This window comes from Nocardia sp. NPDC058518, from assembly GCF_042719655.1.
In the GTDB taxonomy this organism is placed as follows: Bacteria; Actinomycetota; Actinomycetes; order Mycobacteriales; family Mycobacteriaceae; genus Nocardia.
The window spans coordinates 214,784-231,974 of the sequence record NZ_JBHXNJ010000012.1; the positions used below are offsets into that span (position 1 = coordinate 214,784).

The following is a 17,191-nucleotide window of genomic DNA, read 5'->3' on the forward strand; positions in this document are numbered from 1 at the left end:
CCACACAAACACCCCCACCCCCACACCCCGAGATTGTAATAGGTATCGTGGGATCGTATATGTGTATAAGAGACAGGGCCGGTCGCTACTGCGACCGGCCCGTTTTGTCGTGCGATCCATGTTGTAGCACTGGACATTGCGAGCCCGTCTCATTATGTTGAACCCGAATCGACCGCCCCGGCAGTCGAAGTCATCTTGCGTTTTTCGTTCGCCGATCGGCTGAGATTCGCGCCGATCCGGTGACGACCAGCTTCTCGATCCACCTCCCGGCAGGGCGTATCTGTCCTGTTGCCAGCGGTGCCTGTCCTTGTGGCACACCCCAGCTGGGTCCGGGCGCAACACAGATATCGACCTCGATGGTCGAGGTCGGATTTGCGTATACCTCGAGGGGAAGAATGAGCGAGAACCGCACCAACCGAGGGCGTCGCGGCGCATGGAGCGCTGGCGCCGCAGTGGCCGTGATGATCGGCCTGTTGTCGGCCGGTGCTGCCAACGCGGATACCTTCGTACCGTTGCCGGACGGCCAGAAGCTCGGCCCCGGTGTCACTTTGAGTCGTACCGGCGAGCATGCCGTCATCTCCCCGTCGCTGTCCGCCAACGGTGCTGGTCGGGTGGTGTGGGTATCGGGCAATGCCATTGCCGATGTGCAGGTCACGCCGGAGGGCGAGGTCGGGCCGTACAACGGACCACGGAACCGTCCCGGCTCCAACAATTCTTCGACGCATGGTGCGTCGCAGCTGAATACGGGTTACATCGTCGGATGCCAGGTGAGCATCGGTGACGAGGCGATCGCCGCTGGGTTCTCCGGTGGAGTGTCGACCCTCGGCGCGTCGGCCGGTGGTGCGATCGGTCTTCATCTCGGCCCCGGTCAGGTCTCTTTCGTGCAGATCGATGCCAAGGACATTCTCAAGCCCGGCGTCTATTCGGTGGAGTACCAGGACGCGGAGATCGAGATCCAGGGTTGCGCGGGCTACGCCCAGGCCCGGTCCTACTCGGTGGTCGAGATCATCGGTGACCACTACTCCAAGACCTCGCTCTACGGAGCGCCGTTCAGCATCGGCTGATCGCGCGGCCGAAACGAAACTCGTTCTCGTTCACACGAATTCACCCTCGAGGGGTCACTGTGATGATCAACCGTAAGAGCATGGCGCGCGTAGCCGGTTTCACGACGGCGGCGACCGTGGCATTGGGTCTGTTGTCCACGGGTGCGGCTAATGCCGATACCTTCGTTCCGCTGCCGGGCGGCCACATCACCAAGACGCTGTCCGACGGCACTGTCGTCGACATCGCGCTGGTCGGCGAGTCCGCCAATATCAATCCGTCCATGGGGTCCACGCCGGCGCATCGCAACGCGTGGGTTTCCGGCAGTGCGCAGGTGTCGGTCTCCGGCGGTGGCAGTGGCAAGATCTTCCCGGGCTACACCGTGGGTTGTCAGGTCAATATCTCCGGTGGCGATGCGCTCGGTGACTCGAGTGCGGAGAGCGATTGGGCAGGCACCGAGCAGAAGGTCGGGGTCGGCACCGGCGGCGAGCTCACCGTCGGCCCCGGTCAATCGAAGTCCTTCTACGTCCTCGATCTCGAAATGCCCGACGACTACGGCAATGAATCCCACAAGACCCGCAATGCCTTCAAGAACGGGTCGGGCTCGGTGACCTGGGCCGACGAAACCATCGGCCTGTCCGGCTGCGGCGGCTACGCCCAGGCCCGTTCCTTCGTGAGCGTCGAGGTGGAAACCGACAACGTCATGAGCTGGGTGACCCTCTGGGGCGCGCCCTTCAGCCTCGGCTGATCGAATAAGACTGCCGGACAACAAGATCGGGGCCTGCTCTGGGGAGCAGGCCCCGATCTCCGTGTCACGGGCGTGGATTCAGTGTGTCCGTTCGCCGTCGGCGTCCGGCTGCGGTTGGGACAACGAGCTGTGCTTACCGTCCGAGCGGCCGCGCTGCTCGGACAGCAGGTCGCGAATCTGAATGAGCAGTTCGTTTTCGGTGAGGCTTTCGTCGGCGTTGGAGAACCGCTTCTTCGCCCTGGTCGCGGGCACCACCAGGATGAAGTAGAGGATCGCCGCGACCAGCAGGAAGTTGATCGCCGCGGTGATGATCGGCCCGACCTCGATGAAGGTGGCCGGCTTATCCGCGACGAGCTGGAAGCCGAGCCCCATCTCGTTCGATCCGCCGAACAGCGCGAGCAACGGATTGATGATCCCCTCGCTGAACGCGGTGACGATCGCGACGAATGCCGTGCCGATGACGACGGCGACCGCCAGATCGACGACGTTGCCGCGGAGCAGAAAGTCCCTGAAACCTTTGAGCATGCCGATGCCTCCTTCGTACAGGAGCCGGCCGGGGCGCTGGGCTCCATATCGAATGTGCGAAACGGTGGTGCTTGGTTCCTGACTGATGCTAATCAGGGTTTCGGCAAATTTCTCGCGAACTTCGACGTGGGCGGGCGATGAACCCGGTCAATGAAGAACGACGGTCAGTGCTGTCCGCAGCGACGCCCCGGCGACAGCGGTGGCGTATTCGGTGTCCAGCGCGACCAGGACCACCCGTTCCGCACCGCGTCGATCGCCGGTCGCGATGACGAGAACAACCGCGGCATCGGTGGCCAACGTGCGCGCGGGCGTGGTCGCCCCGGGAGCGCCCGCATCCTCGACACCAACGACATCGACACGATCGCCCGCCCGCAACACATCGGCCACCGCGGCATCGGCCAACCGGATCGGCACGATCCGCGCGTCGGCACTGCCCGCGGCGGCCGCGGCCAGCCGTGGGCCGACGACACGCAGATCGGTGAAGGCTTCCCCCGCGTACATGGCGCCGGTCAATGTCGCGCCGAGCAGGGGAGCGGTCTGGCCGACGGAACCTGTTGGTAGCGAACGGGATTCGTGTTGGTCGACGCGCAGGTCGTCGGCGGTGAGCAGTCGGCCCGGCGCGAGATCGCGGGCGGCGACCACCACCGCGACCCTGGCACCGCCGGGATCACCACGCACGAACAACACGACGGCGGCCACGGCCAGTGCCGCGGCGGCGATACGCCGGGCCAGGAGAGCATCGGCCCAGGCAGGACGGTTACCGAGGGCGAAACGCCAGGAACTGCCACGTCCCAGATCGGCGAGACTGCGAGTCATGGGCGAAAGCGTAGAACCGTGGCAGTGCGGAAAAGCCGTCGAAAACCCCGCCTGTGGATAACCGCGGGGCTGTGGATAACTGTCGAAAAGTCAGCTGGCGGCGGCCGGAGTGGAGCTGGTGCTCGCAGTCGACGACGAATTTCCGCTGTCGCTGGATCCGTTGCTGCTGCTGGTGCTGCCGCTCTCGGACGAGGTCTTCGCCGGTTCGCTCGCGGTGGACGCGCCACCACGGCTGTCGGTGCGGTAGAAACCGCTGCCCTTGAACACGATGCCGACCGAGTTGAACAGCTTGCGCAGCTTCCCGGCGCACTGCGGGCATTCCGTCAGCGTGTCGTCGGAGAAGGACTGAACGATGTCGAAGCGGTTGTCACACTGGGTGCACGCATACGAATAAGTTGGCACAGGATCCTCCGCAAGTCTCTCGTCGATCTAGCACTCTACCGCCGACACTGCCAACGTCGCGAATCGCCGTTTCATTCCGGCGAAACGGGGAGGTCGCGGCCCAGCTGTTCCAGCCCGCCACCCGGGGTGAGTGCCCAACCCATTCGCCGATCGTGCGGTTCCTCGGGAAGCCGGTCGACCAGTTCATTATCCCGTACCACGGCGATGAGGCGGACGTCCGCCCGTGCCGCGCCGAGCGTCCGGTCGTAATATCCGGCGCCGCGCCCGAGCCGCACCCCGCGCCGATCCACCGCGAGGGCCGGAACGAGGATCGTCGTGGCTTCGGCCACCACGGCGGGTGGCAGCGTCTCGGTGGCAGGCTCCAGCAGGCCGTAGCGGGCCTTGCGCAGCGAATCCGCGCCCTCGTACCGCGCCCAGCTCAGCGGACCCGGCTCGCCGGTGACCGGCAGCAACACGGTGGCGCCGCGTTCGCGCAGCACGTCGACCATGCGTAGATCGCCGGGTTCGCCACGGACCGGAACGTAGGCGCACACGATGTCATCGGCCCCGGCCAGGCGGGCCGCGGAGGCCGCGAGCGCGGCCGCGTCGACGGCGTGTTCGGCGGAGTCCACCTGCGCGCGAGTGGCCAGGATCTCGCCGCGCCACGCATATTTGGTGCGCTCACCGGGCATCTCCACAGCGACCACCATAGTCTGCACAGGCGCGCGGCGATCCGATGTCCCTTGCGCACGGCCGGAGCGAAGGCGGAGGTACGCATAAGCTCTTGCCGACGCCGGATCGTCGCGCGGAGGCGATCGGACGGCACTGAATGGATAGGGTATGCGCATGACAGACAAGACTTCCGGTTTCCGCACTGCGGTGGTACCCGCGGCCGGACTCGGGACGCGGTTTCTGCCTGCCACCAAGACGGTGCCCAAGGAGTTGCTGCCGGTGGTCGACACCCCCGGCATCGAGCTGGTCGCGGCCGAGGCCGCCGATTCCGGTGCCGACCGGCTGGTGATCGTCACCTCGCCCGGCAAGGACGGCGTGGTCGCCCACTTCGTCGAGGACCTCGTGCTGGAGAGCACCCTGGCCGAGCGCGGGAAGTTCGCGCTGCTGGAGAAGGTTCGCAAGGCCCCGGCACTGCTCGATGTGACCTCGGTCGTGCAGGAGGAGCCCCTCGGCCTCGGCCACGCCGTCGCCCAGGCCGAATCCGTCCTCGACGACGACGAACTGGCCATCGCCGTGCTGCTGCCCGACGATCTGGTGCTGCCCTGTGGCGTGCTCGAGACGATGAGCCGGGTCCGCCGCGAGCGTGGCGGCTCCGTGCTGTGCGCCATCGATGTACCGAAATCCCAGGTCAGTGCCTACGGCGTCTTCGACGTCGAGGAATGCGCCGACGGCGCCGAGACCGACGTGCTGCGCGTCAAGGGCATGGTCGAGAAGCCCGACCTCGCCGACGCGCCGTCGACCCTGGCCGCCGCCGGTCGCTACCTGCTCGACCGGGTGATCTTCGACGCACTGCGCCGGATCGAGCCGGGCGCGGGTGGGGAGCTGCAGCTCACCGATGCCATCGCCCTGCTGATCGCCGAGGGGCATCCGGTGCACGTGGTGGTCCACCGTGGGTCGCGCCACGACTTGGGCAACCCGGGCGGTTATCTTCGAGCTGCTGTGGATTTCGCCCTCGAGCGGGAGGAATACGGCCCGCAACTGCGCGAGTGGCTGAAGTTCCGGCTCAGTCCGGAGTGGGATCCACAGTCGCCCGTCGCGTAACCGCGGCCAGGTTCACCGCCGCCATAGATTCAGGAGCTCGATGCGCTCGGTTGAGGATCAGCTGATCAAGGTCACCGCGGCTGCGGTCGCACCCCGGCCGGTCCGGGTGGCGATATCCGAAGCCCAGGGTTTGCTGTGCGCGGAGGACGTCGTCACCGAGCGGCCGCTGCCCGGCTTCGATCAGGCCGCCATCGACGGGTACGCGGTGCGCAGCGTCGACGTCACCGCCGCGGGCACCGATGTGCGCGACGAGGAGGGCGAGCTGATCGACCTCACCCTGCCGGTCGTCGGCGAGGTGGTGGCCGGTTCGCGCCAGCCCATCCGGTTGCAGCCGCGCCAGACCGTGCGGGTCGATACCGGCGCGCCGATGCCGACCCTGGCCGATGCGGTGCTGCCGGTGGAGTTCACCGACGGTGGGCGGGCCAGGATCAAGGTTTTCGAGCCGGTTCGCTCGGGCGACTATGTCCGCCGCATCGGTGACGACGTGCAGCCCGGTGACGTGGCCGTGCGGGCGGGCACGATCATCGGCGCGGCCCAGGTGGGCCTGCTCGCCGCGGTCGGCCAGGACAAGGTGCTCGTGCATCCGCGACCCCGCCTTTCGGTGATCTCCATCGGTGGCGAGCTGATCGATATCGACCGCACGCCCGGTCCCGGCCAGGTCTACGACGTGAACTCCTACGCCCTGGCGGCGGCCGCGCGCGACGCGGGCGCCGATGTGAACCGGGTCGGCATCGTCAGCGCCGATCCGCGCAGACTCCGTGACGTGGTCGAAGGCCAGCTGGTGCGCTCGGAGGTCGTGGTGATCGCCGGTGCGGTCGGCGGCTGGGCGTCGGATCAGGTGCGCGAGGCGCTCGACGGGCTCGGCGAGCTGGAAGTGGACCGTGTGGCGATGCATCCGGGATCGGTGCAGGGTTTCGGTCGGCTCGGCCGCGACGAGGTGCCGACCTTCCTGCTACCGGCCAATCCGGTGAGCGCGCTGGTGGTTTTCGAGGTGATGGTGCGTCCGCTCATCCGGATCGCGCTGGGCCGCCGTCAGCCGATGCGCCGAATTGTCAGCGCCCGCACCATCACTCCCATCACCTCGATGCCGGGCCGCAAGGGTTACCTGCGCGCGCAACTGCTGCGCGACGAGGCGACCGGCGACTATCTCGTGCAGCCGCTCGGCAACGGCAACGCGGGCTCCTCGCATCTGCTGGTGACCCTCGCCGAGGCGAACAGCTTGATCGTGGTGGAGCCCGACGACACCGATTTCCGCACCGGTGACGAGGTTCAGGTCGCGTTCCTGGCGCAGCGCGGCTGAAAAGTGGAGTCCATGAACGTATTCCGGGCAGGCCAGCACCCCGGATGGCCCGCTCGGCTCGGCCCGGTACGCGTCGCGGGCGGCACGGTGACCCTGCGACCGGTGCGTTTCCGTGATGCCGCCGCGTGGAGCCGGATCCGGCTGCGCGACCGCGACCACCTCGAGCGCTGGGAACCGACCGGGCGCGGCAGCTGGGAGGCGCGCAACCACGCGTCGAACTGGCCGTCGCTGTGGACGAGCTTGAAGGCCGAGGCCCGGCGCGGAGCGATGATCCCGCTGGTCATCGAGGTCGACGGGCAGTTCAGCGGTCAGCTGACCATCGGCAATATCGTGCGCGGCGCGCTGCGCTCGGGCTGGATCGGGTACTGGGTGGCCAAGGATCTCGGCGGTCAGGGGGTGGCGACCGCCGCGCTCGCGCTCGGTCTCGACCACTGCTTCGGCCCGATCGGCCTGCACCGCGTCGAGGCGACGGTGCGGCCGGAAAACCTTGCCAGCCAGGCTGTTCTGCGCAATGTCGGCTTCCGGGAAGAGGGCATGCTGCGCCGCTACCTCGATGTCGACGGTGCGTGGCGCGATCACCTGCTGGTCGGGCTGACCGTCGAAGAGGTTATGGGCACTGTGGTGGATCGCCTGGTCAGGGAGGGTCGAGCGGCGCAGCCGTGAAATTTCTGTTACTCATGTGGCAGGTGTGCACGGCGCGCCTGCCACACTGACGCGTCTGCCCGAATTAACCTACGGACGTCAGTGGTGCGTCCACAGATGGACAACACGTAGGTGGGGACGGGAGGTGATGACCGCGATGCCGAATTCGATCCTGTGGATCGGACTGGTGGTGCTGTGGGTCTTCGTCCTGTTCCCGATCCTGGCGGACCGGCATCCCCGGATCCGCCGCACCACCGATGCCGCGCTCGCCACACGCGTGCTGCACCGTGGCGGGGCCGAACGACGGATCCGCATCGGCGCGGCAGGCGGTCACGAGAGTGACCCCGACTACCGACCCCGTGTGCTACGCAAGCGCTCCCACCGAACTGATTCGGAGGATCGGATGACGACCGAAGAGCCCGTCACCGAAGATGACGACGAAAAGCTGACCCCCACAGTCGAACTCGAAGCAGCCGAAGCAGAGGTGGACGCCGGCGCGGTCGGAGAGCCCACCGCGACAGCCGATCTCGACGACGACGCAGAAGACACTGCGGCCGAACCACTCTCGGCGGTGGTCGAGGACGAGCCGCCCGTCGCCGCGCGCATCCCACCCGCGCCACCGGCCCGGCTCGACGACCTCGTGGCCCCAGACGCCGAATTCGACGATGACGACGACTTCACCCCGTCGCGTCGCGGTCGCGGCGGCTACGACCCCGAGGCCGACGCCATCGCCCGCGCCGCCCGCTACAGCTTCCGTCAGCGCGCGGTCATGGGCCTGATCATCGGCATGATCCTGTTCGCCGCGTTCGGGCTGCTGCTGAACTCGATGTTCTGGTGGGCGTGCGGGTTGTCGGCCGCGGTGCTCACGGGCTACCTCGCCTACCTGCGCAAGCAGGTCCACGTGGAGGAGGAGATCCGCCGCAGGCGCGCGGCCCGCCTCACCCGCGGCAAGCGCCAGGAAGCCGCTGAAGCCACTCCGGAAGCGGCCAACACCCGTCGCACCATGGATCGCGATACCGCACGCGCCCTGCGCCGCCGTTCCACCCTGCTCGACACCGACGACGAGGATCCGAGGTTCGAGTTCCTCGAGATCTTCGATCCGGCCACTTCTCGCGCGCTCCGCAACCGGGTCGAAGACCTCGGTCAAGCTGTCGGCGAGTAACTGGTGCAACCACGCAAATCAGCAGGTCAGAGTACCGATTCGGTATCGGGGCGCAACCCCTGATACAGTGTCACAGCGCGGTTCGCCAGAGCCGCACGGGGCTATAGCGCAGTTGGTAGCGCGTCTCGTTCGCATCGAGAAGGTCAGGGGTTCGATTCCCCTTAGCTCCACACAAGAAGGGCCCGGTCACCGACCGGGCCCTTTCTCTGTGCGTGCCTTATCCCTGCCAGAAGGGCGAGCACTCCGGGATGTTCCACATCGCGGACTCGCCCGCGCTCAGGGTTCCGTACTCGAGCAGTGTCTTGATCTGACAGGTCAGGGACCGGCTGTCCAGCGAACCGGTCGACGAGCCGGAATCGCCCGCCGCGGCGAAGGCCGCCGCGGGCGCTCCGGTCGCCAGCGCCACGGCCGTTGCCGCCACCATCACACCACGTACCAACTTCGACATCTGTCGTCCCTTCTCTACGTCCAGCTGTGCGGCACGAACCTTAGGCGCGATAATGATCGACCACATGCCCCCAATTGCCGTGGCGCACCGGCTGCTCGCTCGACGGCAGGCACGATTGATGAATAAATACCGGTGAGTAAGGGGCTTTTCCATTTCCAGGCCCTGAATATTCGGGGCTTGACTGCTCGTGTTGACGATGCCGAATTGCATTGTGAAACCTTCGTTTTGCCGCACAGCAGGGGAATCAACTTATTCGCATACTGCCTAAACCGTAATGCCTGTCACATCGGTAACGCTGTCCAGGTAATAGCCGATACACCGAAAATGGCAATTACTGTGCAGGTCAGCGCATTTGCGGACCCTGCTGAATGGCAGTAACGTTTCTGTAAATCACGTGATCCGCGCAGGACCGCGAGCGCCCGCGCTCATCAAGTTCGCTGCCGGGGAGGAATCGTTTCACCAGCGAACAGATGTGACGCCACCACGGGAGGGGGCGTCGAACGCGTCTGTTGGAAAGCGTCAGAGGCAGTTCATGACAGCGGTCATCGAGGTTCGTACCGAGCCTGAAGATATTCCGAATACCCATCCGTCGTTCGCTTTTCGTGGCGTCGCGCTGATCGCCGCGATTGCCGCAGTAGTGCTGACAGCGACGGCCGGACGCTACGACTTCTTCGGCGACGAACTCTATTTCCTTTCCGCCGGAAGACGACTCGACTACACCTACGCCGATCAGGGCGTGGTGGTGCCGTTGTTCGCCTGGATCGCCGACCAGCTCGCACCGGGATCGGTGACAGCACTGCGCTTCCCCGCCGTTCTGATGTGTGTTGGCGCGGTGGTCGTGGCGGCGCTGATCGCCTACGAACTCCGGGGCAGCCACCGCGTTCAGATGCTCGCCGCGGCCGCCTACGCGCTGTCGGGCCTGGCGGCCAACCAAGTCGTCATGAGCACGTTCTCCTTCGACGCCACCCTCACCGCCGTGATCACCTGGCTGTTCATTCGCTGGGTTCGCACCCGCCAGGACTGGCTGATCGTCGTCGCGGGTCTCGTTGCCGCCCTGGATATGCAGGTGAAGTGGATGATCCCGATCGTCTGGGCCTGCCTCGGCCTGGCGGTCATCGTTTGCGGCCCCCGCGAAGTGCTGCGCCGCCCCGCGCTGTGGGTGGCAACCGGCATCCTCGCCGCGTCCCTCATCCCGATTCTCTACTGGCAGTCACAGCACAACTGGCCACAGCTGGCCATGGGCTCGGTCATCGGCGCGGAACAGGACGCCACCGGCTACGGTCCGATCGGATTCCTGCCGCAGTTCCCCATCTTGGCCGGCATCATGGGCACGTTGCTGCTCGCGATCGGACTCTGGGCGGCGTTCAAGCAGGAGTCGCTTCGCCCCTATCGCTTCATCCCGGTGGCGCTGGTGATCATGACCGCGTTCGTCATGATCACGCACGGCAGGCCCTACTACCCCGGGGGCCTGTTCCCCGCCATGTTCGCCTTCGGTGCCGTCGGCCTCTGGCAGTACGACCGGAAACGGTGGATGAACATAGCGCTGGTGCCGATCGCCGGCGCCTCGGTGCTGACGACCATCGTCACGCTCACCGTGATTCCGCTGTCGCCCAGCTGGCGCCCACAGTCGGAGGATGCCATCGATCTCGGGCTACGGACGGCGTTCTTCGGAAACACGAACTGGTCGTTGATGGTTTCCGCTGTGAACGACGGTTACACCACGCTGACGCCGGCGGAGAAGGCCGACGCCGTCATCGTCGCGCAAGGCTATCCGCAGGCAGGCGCGGTCGAGCAATTCGGCGGGCAGTACGGCCTGCCCGCCACCTACAGCCCGAGCCGGGGCTTCGGCTTCTTCGGCCCGCCACCGAACTCGGCGACCTCGGTGATCTACGTCGGACTCGACACCGCCGAAGCCGACTTGCGATCCCGTTTCGCCGAGGTGGAGCGCGTCGTGCACCTCGACGACCCCAAGGGCACTCCCGGCATCGACCGCATGACCGCCGTCTGGGTCTGCAAGGGCCCGAAGCAGCAGTGGTCGACCATGTGGGACTCCATGACCACGCTGTACTTCGATCTCGGTCTCTGGCGAGATCCCGACACCACTACGCGACCCACGCACTGAGCTGAGACACCACAGATATGACGAACCCCCGGTCGCGAATCGCGACCGGGGGTTCGTTGTCGTAACTACGTTCAGTTCTTGACCAGCTCCGGCTCGTCCGCGGCGTCCTGCACGGGCGCGGCGTGCGGGTCGGCCGCCGCGCGGTTCGGCAGCAGGACCGCCATCACGATCACGACCAGGGCCAGCAGGGCCGAGATCAGGAAGGCCAGGCGCATGCCGTCGAGGGTGGCCTCGGCCGGTGCGGTGCCCGCGTCGATGAGCGAGGTGCTGCGGGCTGACATGACGGTCACCACCAGGGCGGTACCGAAGGCGGCCGCCACCTGCTGGAGGGTGCCGAGCATCGAGCTGCCGTGCGAGTACAGGTTCATCGGCAGCGCGCCCAGACCCAGGGTGAACACCGGAGTGAACGCCGCGGCCAGCGACACCATCATCAAGATGTGCAGGCCGAGCAGCTGCCAGTACGGCATGTCCATCGAGATCTGAGTGAAGCCGGCCAGCGAGGCGGTGATGCCGATCGAGGCCGGGATCACCAGGGCACGCCCACCGAACTTGTCGAACAACCTGCCGACGGTCGGGCCGAGCAGACCCATCGCCAGACCACCCGGCATCACCAGCAGGCCGGTCTCCAGCGGGCTCAGCCCGCGCAGGTTCTGCAGGTACAGCGGCAGCAGGATCATCGAGCCCATCATCGCCAGGAACGCGATCGACATCAGGACCAGCGCCTTGGTGTAGGTGCCCTGCAGCAGGACCCGCAGATCCAGCAGCGGGGTGCCGTTGCGCTGCAAGCTGAGCTGGCGCAGCGCGAACGCCGCGATCAGCGCGACACCACCGGCGGTGATCAGCGCCGCGGTGGTGTAGCTGTCACCGTGGAACTTGCTGAGCCCGAACACCAGTCCACCGAAGCCGAGGGCCGCCAGCGCCACGCTGGGGAGGTCGAGCGTGCCTGGCTGCGGCTCGCCGACGTTCTCCAGCTGACGCAGACCCAGCCAGGTGACCAGACCGGTGATCGGCAGCATCACCACGAACAGCAACCGCCACGATTCCACGCCGGGGATGTCGATCTGCAGGATCAGGCCGGAGATGACCGGGCCCATGGCGGGCGCGACCGAGATGGCCAGGGTGACGTTGCCCATCACGCGGCCACGGTCCTGCTCCGCCACGACGGTCATCAGGGTGGTCATCAGCAGCGGCATCATCACCGCGGTGCCACCGGCCTGGATGACGCGACCGATCAGCAGCACGGCGAACGTCGGCGCGAGTGCCGAGATCACGGTGCCTGCGATGAACACGCCCATCGCGGCCGCATAGGCCTGCCGGGTCGTGACCCGCTGCAGGAACCAGCCGGTGGTGGGGATGATCGCGGCCATCGTGAGCATGAACGCGGTGGAGACCCACTGCGCGGCGACCTCGGTGACCTGCAGGTCGCTCATCAACCGCGGGATCGCGTTGATCATGATGGTTTCGTTGAGGATGACGACGAAGGTCGCGAGCACCAGCACGCGGATGACGGTCGGTGTCTTGCCCTTCGTCGTCGGCGTGGACAGATCGGCTGGCATCGGGGTGACCTCCGGGGAGCATGGGGGAACGGCGGGGCGTGAGCTGTGGCCCGATGCCGAGTCGACGACGTCGCGGCACCACACGAGAAAAGACGGATTCCGTCGGTCCAACTCATCGGGCGCCGGTCAGTATTCCGGTCGGGTCCGACACAAATCATCTGGTTTTTCGGCTGCGCGCTGGTCGACGCGGATCGAAACGTGCAGGTCCGAGGGTTATCGGAACGAATCGCGCACCCGATGGTGAGCCTGGTCACTGTCCGATTTCGACTGAATAGGTGTCGCGTGGTTCCGAATACACAGGCGGGCTGCGGGGTACAACGGATGGGTGACTGCATCGAGAACGTGGCTTGCTGTGGTGTGCGCGATTGTTGCGGCTCTCGGGGGTGCGAAGGCATCGGCCGATCCGGGGGCGTATGTGGTGGGGGAGAAGCCGCTGGGTGGCAGGTCCGCTCAGATCGATGTGTACTCGCCCGCGATGGGGCGGGTTATCCAGAACAACGTGATCAAAGCGGCGGGGGCCGGAGCGCCCACGCTGTATCTGCTCACCGGGGCAGGTGGCGGGGCGGACGGGATCTCGTGGTGGGAGGACACCGACGTCCGCGACTTCTTCGCCGACAAGTTCGTGAATGTGGTGATGCCGGTCGGCGGCGCGTTCACGCTCTACACCGACTGGATCTCCGATGACCCCGGCGTCGGCCGGGTGCGGTGGGAGACGTATCTGACCCAGGAGTTACCCGGGGCGATCGACGGCGCGCTCGATACGAGTGGGCGCAATGCCATCGCCGGAGTGTCGATGAGCGCGTCGTCGGCCTTGGACCTGGCTATTCAGAGTGGTTCGCGGTTTTCCGCGGTGGCGGCGCTGAGTGGTTGCCCGTGGGCTTCGGACCCGTTGGGAATCGCGATGGCCAGCGCGCAGGCGGTGCGCGGTGGCGGGAATCCGGGAAACATGTGGGGGCTTCCCGGCGGGCCGGGGTGGCGGGAGCACGACGTGTTCGCCAATGCCGGACGGCTCGCGGGCAAGAAGATTTTCCTGTCCGCGGCGACGGGCTTGCCCGGCCCGCGGGACCGTGGTTTGCCCATGCCGCCGATCGAAACTCTCGCGGGAGCGTGCACGGCCGCTTTCGCCGGGCGGCTCGCCCAGTTGGGGATCCCGGCCGTGCACGTGCACCGGCCGACCGGGTCACACACCTGGGGACAGTTCGAGGCCGACCTGCACGAAGCCTGGCCGCATCTGGCCGGCGCGCTCGGGTGAGCCGACCGGCGGCCTCACGTCTCGACGGCCTCCTGGTTCGCCTCCACTGCAGCCGCGATATCGATCTCGTTGTCGCGCTGGCTTCTTCGGGACCACCATTGCAGTAGGCCGATGCCGACCAGCGCCAGCAGGGCGGTGGTGAGACTGATGGACAGGCCGGGCGGACGCCAGGTGACGGTGAGCGTCGCATTGTGGGTACCGGGCGGAATATCCACCGCGACAAAGGTTCCCGCGACGGCCCGAACGGGGATCTCGCTGTTGCCGAGGGTTGCTGTGTAGCCGGGCCAGGCCAGGCGGGACAACACCACGCGGCCGCCGGTCCCGGACGAGACGGTTGCGCGGTTGGTGAGGCCCGCTTCTGGCATGACAGTGGCGTGGACGCCGGATTCGTGGGCGATCAGATCACCGGGGGAGGGCAGCGGGTTGACCCGTTCCAGCACCCAGATCTGGTGTTCGTGGCCGGGGTAGTGGACGAATCGCCAACCGGCCGGCGCGGGTTCGGTGCCCGCGTTGGGGTACTGACTGCGTTGCAGGACAACGCGATCCATCCGCATCAAGTCGACGATCGGGGTGTCGGTCGACGGTTCGACAGCGAAGACCCGCTTGTACGCGTCGGGGCAGGTGCCGCCGTCCCACGCCATGCACAGCAACCCGGCGAAGGCCGCGTGCCCGACGGGTGTATACCCGTTCACGTATTGCAGACCGAGGTTCTTGGCATAGCTGCCCAGCGCGATGGAGCCGTAAGTGCCTGCGAGGGTTCGCTCTTCGTCGCGCACCATGATCCGGTCCGCCAATTGCAATGTGCGCCCGCCGAAATCGGGGAACGCGTCCCTCATCTCCGAGCGCCGCTCGGGGAACCCGTAGGACATCGGGGTCTGCGGCGCCGACGCCACCTGGGCGAACGCGATCGGGAACGTCGCGACAATCGTCAACACCGCCGCGGCGGCGACCCCGCGGGTGCGCGCCAGCCACACCACCCCGGCCCCGAGCCCGACCACCACGAACACCGCGAGCGCATGGCGTTCGACGAGTTTCGGTGCGGCGGAGAACGATCGGATGAACAGCAACGCGATCAGCGCGCCCGCCGCCGCGTATCGCCGCCGCGACGGCGCGAAATCCCCGTAGCGACTGATCAGCACACACACCAGCACCAGCAGTGCGATCGCGAGCATCGGCAACACCCGCGCCGGCCACCGCAGCGGACCGATCGCGCCGGGCCCGGCTGTCCACATCAGGGTCGCCACCGCGAACAGCGCGATGCCGCTCCACGAGGCGGCGGCGCGCGCGGCGGCCTTCCAGTCGATGAACGCGAGCGCCGGGATCACGAACCACGCGATGTAGACCATCGGTAGTGGCTGCACATGGCCCCACCACGCGGTGAACGCGGGCACGGTGCTGGGCAGGCTCGCATTGAGCGATTCCGACCACGGCACGGTCAGGAAGGGGTCGTTGTGGATGGTGGATACGTCACCGCGCCAGGTGGCCTGCGAGGAGAGCAGGATCGGCAGGTTCGCGATCATCGAGGCGAGTGCCGCGAGCCCGGCGGCGGCGAGCATCCGCAGCACCGGCGCCCACTTGCGCTGATACAGATACTCACCCGCGGCCACGGCGGCGATCATCAGCCCGGATTCGACTGCGGGAAAGGCATATTGGACGGTCAGCGCCAGATACAGGAATACGAACAGCGGAATCGGCCCGGTGCGTCCCCTGGCGTAGAGCACTGCCGAGGCCCACGCGTGCACCAGCCAGGTGGTGCCGGTCTGCGAGGTGAACCAGCTGGCCTCGTCGAAGAACAGGAACCAGCCGCTGAACGGAAACGCCACTCCGGCGACCGCGGCCCACGGCGCGCGGGCACCGTAGGCCAGGCAGATGCGGAACACGCCGAGCGCGGCGATCGCGGAGAACACGAACTTCACGGCGGTCGCGTACAGCGCGAGATTGTCGAACGAGGGCGCGAGCAGGTACACCAGCAACTGCGCGGGGTTGTAGAGCCCGGCCTCCTCGAGGCTGTAGTTGCCCGCCATCCATTCCCACGGCACCATCGCCGGGAATCGGCCCGCACGCAATTCGGCACCGAGCAACTGCCACATCGGCACGTATTGCGCCTCGGTGTCGTCGGTATAGAAGTGTCGCGAATCCCCCAGTAGTACAGCGAGATACCCGACCAGCACGGCGGCGGTCACCACGCCGGCCCATCGCACGACTTGTTTTCGCGGTTCGAGCGCCGCGTGTACCCACACGAGCGCGGGAGCTTAGGGCATGGAGATGAATCGGACAATAGCGCCCGGTGTCCACGCGGTAGTGGTGGACGTTTGTCCAGCTCAGATATGGTTAGGGTGGGGTTTGATAGCATGGCGCAACCCGAGCAGGACCCTTCGAGAGAGTCGTCAATTGCAGTTCGAAATCGTCGAGCGGGACGAGACCTGGGTGGCCGGTCTTCCGGTCCGCAGTCCCAAACGCGCACTCGGTGAGCTCCGCGACCGTGACCTCGAAGCGGCATGGTCAGCGGTTCTGCATCAGGATCTGGGCGGGCCACTGGCCAGCGCCTACACCGACTACACCGGCGAGCTGAGCACCTATAACACCCAGATCGTGGGTTATCAGTGCGATTCGCTCGAGCAGGTCACTCGTGGACATCTGGCGGCCCGGCTGCCGCGCGGCAGCTACGCGCGTTTCTCCGCGGTCGGTAACTTCCCGCAGGTGATGACGGATCTGTGGACCCAGATCGCCTACGCCGAAGAGCACAACCAGATCAAGCGCACCTTCACCGGCGATTTCGAGTGCTACCCGCACGCCTACAAGATCGAGCTGTACCTGGCGGTCGACCCGCGATGACCTATTCGATCGTGGTCCGTGGCGCGGCGCTGTACGGCGGCCTCGCGGTGCCGAGGGTGCACCCGAGCTTCAAGGTGAGCAACAGCGACCTGATCGAGTTCCTCAAGGACCGGCTGCGCGACCGGCCCGGCACCGGCGAACCGCTGCACACGGTCTATGTCCCCGACCCGGCGGGCAACTGGAACGCGCTGGTCGCGCGCGAATACGCGTCCCCGGCCGACGTGCCGGTCGGCGATCTCGTGCTGCGTGTCCCCAGGGGTATCTACGCCCGTTTCGCGCCCAACGGTGACTACCACGACCCGGTGGAAGACGTCTGGGCCCAGGTCGACGACGCGACGGCGTCGGCCGAGATCTCCCGCGCCTACCGCGAGGAGATCGAAGTGTGGCACGGCCCCGACACGGTGGAACTGTTCGTGTCGATCACCGCTGATAGCTGAAAGTTAGCCGAATTCGAACCGATCGGTCTGGAATCGGTCGCCTTCCGCACATTCACCCATTCTGACCTGGGATTATTTCAACTGGCTCAGAAGGTTACCGGAAAATTAGCCACTCGTATGGTGCATTCCTGTGGAATGACGGATACTGCGTAG

The 17,191-nt window shown here is 66.5% G+C and carries 17 protein-coding genes and 1 tRNA gene; 11 read left to right on the forward strand and 7 right to left on the reverse strand.

Features of this window, described 5'->3' with window-relative positions:
• Window positions 1-395: 395 nt before the first annotated feature.
• Both ACFWPX_RS21485 and ACFWPX_RS21490 read left to right on the forward strand, forming a co-directional pair.
• On the forward strand, window positions 396-1,064 hold the full coding sequence (locus tag ACFWPX_RS21485; RefSeq protein ID WP_378928839.1) for an MspA family porin: 669 nt from the start codon (window positions 396-398) through the stop codon (window positions 1,062-1,064).
• A gap of 62 nt (window positions 1,065-1,126) precedes the next feature.
• The gene (locus ACFWPX_RS21490) at window positions 1,127-1,789 is read left to right on the forward strand and encodes an MspA family porin (RefSeq protein WP_378913401.1); all 663 of its coding nucleotides are present in this window, start codon (window positions 1,127-1,129) and stop codon (window positions 1,787-1,789) included.
• A 78-nt stretch (window positions 1,790-1,867) separates the two neighbouring features.
• On the opposite strand, the gene mscL is transcribed toward ACFWPX_RS21490, so the two are convergent.
• The 4 genes from mscL to ACFWPX_RS21510 all read right to left on the reverse strand — a co-directional run bounded on the left by mscL (window position 1,868) and on the right by ACFWPX_RS21510 (window position 4,203).
• Complete coding sequence (gene mscL, locus ACFWPX_RS21495) at window positions 1,868-2,314, reverse strand: large conductance mechanosensitive channel protein MscL (protein WP_378913402.1); 447 nt, start codon at window positions 2,312-2,314, stop codon at window positions 1,868-1,870.
• Between the two features lie 147 nt (window positions 2,315-2,461).
• A complete protein-coding gene (locus ACFWPX_RS21500; protein WP_378928840.1) occupies window positions 2,462-3,130 on the reverse strand; it encodes an SAF domain-containing protein in 669 nt (222 codons plus the stop codon).
• Between the two features lie 90 nt (window positions 3,131-3,220).
• Window positions 3,221-3,532 (reverse strand): FmdB family zinc ribbon protein, encoded by a 312-nt coding sequence (locus ACFWPX_RS21505; RefSeq protein ID WP_378913404.1) that lies wholly within the window; start codon window positions 3,530-3,532, stop codon window positions 3,221-3,223.
• A gap of 71 nt (window positions 3,533-3,603) precedes the next feature.
• The gene (locus tag ACFWPX_RS21510) at window positions 3,604-4,203 is read right to left on the reverse strand and encodes a 5-formyltetrahydrofolate cyclo-ligase (RefSeq protein WP_378928852.1); all 600 of its coding nucleotides are present in this window, start codon (window positions 4,201-4,203) and stop codon (window positions 3,604-3,606) included.
• 154 nt (window positions 4,204-4,357) lie between these two features.
• Here ACFWPX_RS21510 and ACFWPX_RS21515 point away from each other — a divergent pair, with 154 nt between their 5' ends.
• The 5 genes from ACFWPX_RS21515 (at window position 4,358) to ACFWPX_RS21535 (ending at window position 8,558) form a co-directional block, all read left to right on the forward strand.
• A complete protein-coding gene (locus tag ACFWPX_RS21515) occupies window positions 4,358-5,284 on the forward strand; it encodes a UTP--glucose-1-phosphate uridylyltransferase (RefSeq protein ID WP_378913405.1) in 927 nt (308 codons plus the stop codon).
• A gap of 40 nt (window positions 5,285-5,324) precedes the next feature.
• Window positions 5,325-6,584 (forward strand): gephyrin-like molybdotransferase Glp, encoded by a 1,260-nt coding sequence (gene glp, locus ACFWPX_RS21520; RefSeq protein WP_378913407.1) that lies wholly within the window; start codon window positions 5,325-5,327, stop codon window positions 6,582-6,584.
• A 12-nt stretch (window positions 6,585-6,596) separates the two neighbouring features.
• Window positions 6,597-7,247: a GNAT family N-acetyltransferase gene (locus ACFWPX_RS21525; RefSeq protein ID WP_378913408.1), complete on the forward strand. Its 651-nt coding sequence runs from the start codon at window positions 6,597-6,599 to the stop codon at window positions 7,245-7,247.
• Window positions 7,248-7,383: 136 nt separating this feature from the next.
• Window positions 7,384-8,388 (forward strand): gephyrin-like molybdotransferase receptor GlpR, encoded by a 1,005-nt coding sequence (gene glpR, locus ACFWPX_RS21530; protein ID WP_378913409.1) that lies wholly within the window; start codon window positions 7,384-7,386, stop codon window positions 8,386-8,388.
• A 97-nt stretch (window positions 8,389-8,485) separates the two neighbouring features.
• Window positions 8,486-8,558 (forward strand) — tRNA-Ala (locus tag ACFWPX_RS21535).
• Between the two features lie 47 nt (window positions 8,559-8,605).
• Here ACFWPX_RS21535 and ACFWPX_RS21540 read toward each other — a convergent pair.
• On the reverse strand, window positions 8,606-8,836 hold the full coding sequence (locus ACFWPX_RS21540; RefSeq protein ID WP_378913427.1) for a hypothetical protein: 231 nt from the start codon (window positions 8,834-8,836) through the stop codon (window positions 8,606-8,608).
• Window positions 8,837-9,368: 532 nt separating this feature from the next.
• On the opposite strand from ACFWPX_RS21540, the gene ACFWPX_RS21545 reads away from it, so the two are divergent.
• Complete coding sequence (locus ACFWPX_RS21545) at window positions 9,369-10,958, forward strand: glycosyltransferase family 39 protein (RefSeq protein WP_378928841.1); 1,590 nt, start codon at window positions 9,369-9,371, stop codon at window positions 10,956-10,958.
• A gap of 71 nt (window positions 10,959-11,029) precedes the next feature.
• Here ACFWPX_RS21545 and ACFWPX_RS21550 read toward each other — a convergent pair whose 3' ends face one another.
• Window positions 11,030-12,514: an MDR family MFS transporter gene (locus ACFWPX_RS21550; RefSeq protein ID WP_378928842.1), complete on the reverse strand. Its 1,485-nt coding sequence runs from the start codon at window positions 12,512-12,514 to the stop codon at window positions 11,030-11,032.
• Window positions 12,515-12,839: 325 nt separating this feature from the next.
• Here ACFWPX_RS21550 and ACFWPX_RS21555 point away from each other — a divergent pair, with 325 nt between their 5' ends.
• Complete coding sequence (locus ACFWPX_RS21555; RefSeq protein ID WP_378928843.1) at window positions 12,840-13,766, forward strand: alpha/beta hydrolase; 927 nt, start codon at window positions 12,840-12,842, stop codon at window positions 13,764-13,766.
• 14 nt (window positions 13,767-13,780) lie between these two features.
• On the opposite strand, the gene ACFWPX_RS21560 is transcribed toward ACFWPX_RS21555, so the two are convergent.
• Complete coding sequence (locus tag ACFWPX_RS21560) at window positions 13,781-15,967, reverse strand: hypothetical protein (protein ID WP_378928844.1); 2,187 nt, start codon at window positions 15,965-15,967, stop codon at window positions 13,781-13,783.
• Between the two features lie 190 nt (window positions 15,968-16,157).
• On the opposite strand from ACFWPX_RS21560, the gene ACFWPX_RS21565 reads away from it, so the two are divergent.
• On the forward strand, window positions 16,158-16,601 hold the full coding sequence (locus ACFWPX_RS21565) for a GyrI-like domain-containing protein (RefSeq protein ID WP_378928845.1): 444 nt from the start codon (window positions 16,158-16,160) through the stop codon (window positions 16,599-16,601).
• Window positions 16,598-17,038, forward strand: a complete 441-nt coding sequence (locus ACFWPX_RS21570; RefSeq protein WP_378913443.1) for an AraC family transcriptional regulator — start codon at window positions 16,598-16,600, stop codon at window positions 17,036-17,038. The genes ACFWPX_RS21565 and ACFWPX_RS21570 overlap by 4 nt, the downstream gene beginning before the upstream one ends.
• The last annotated feature ends 153 nt before the right edge of the window (window positions 17,039-17,191 follow it).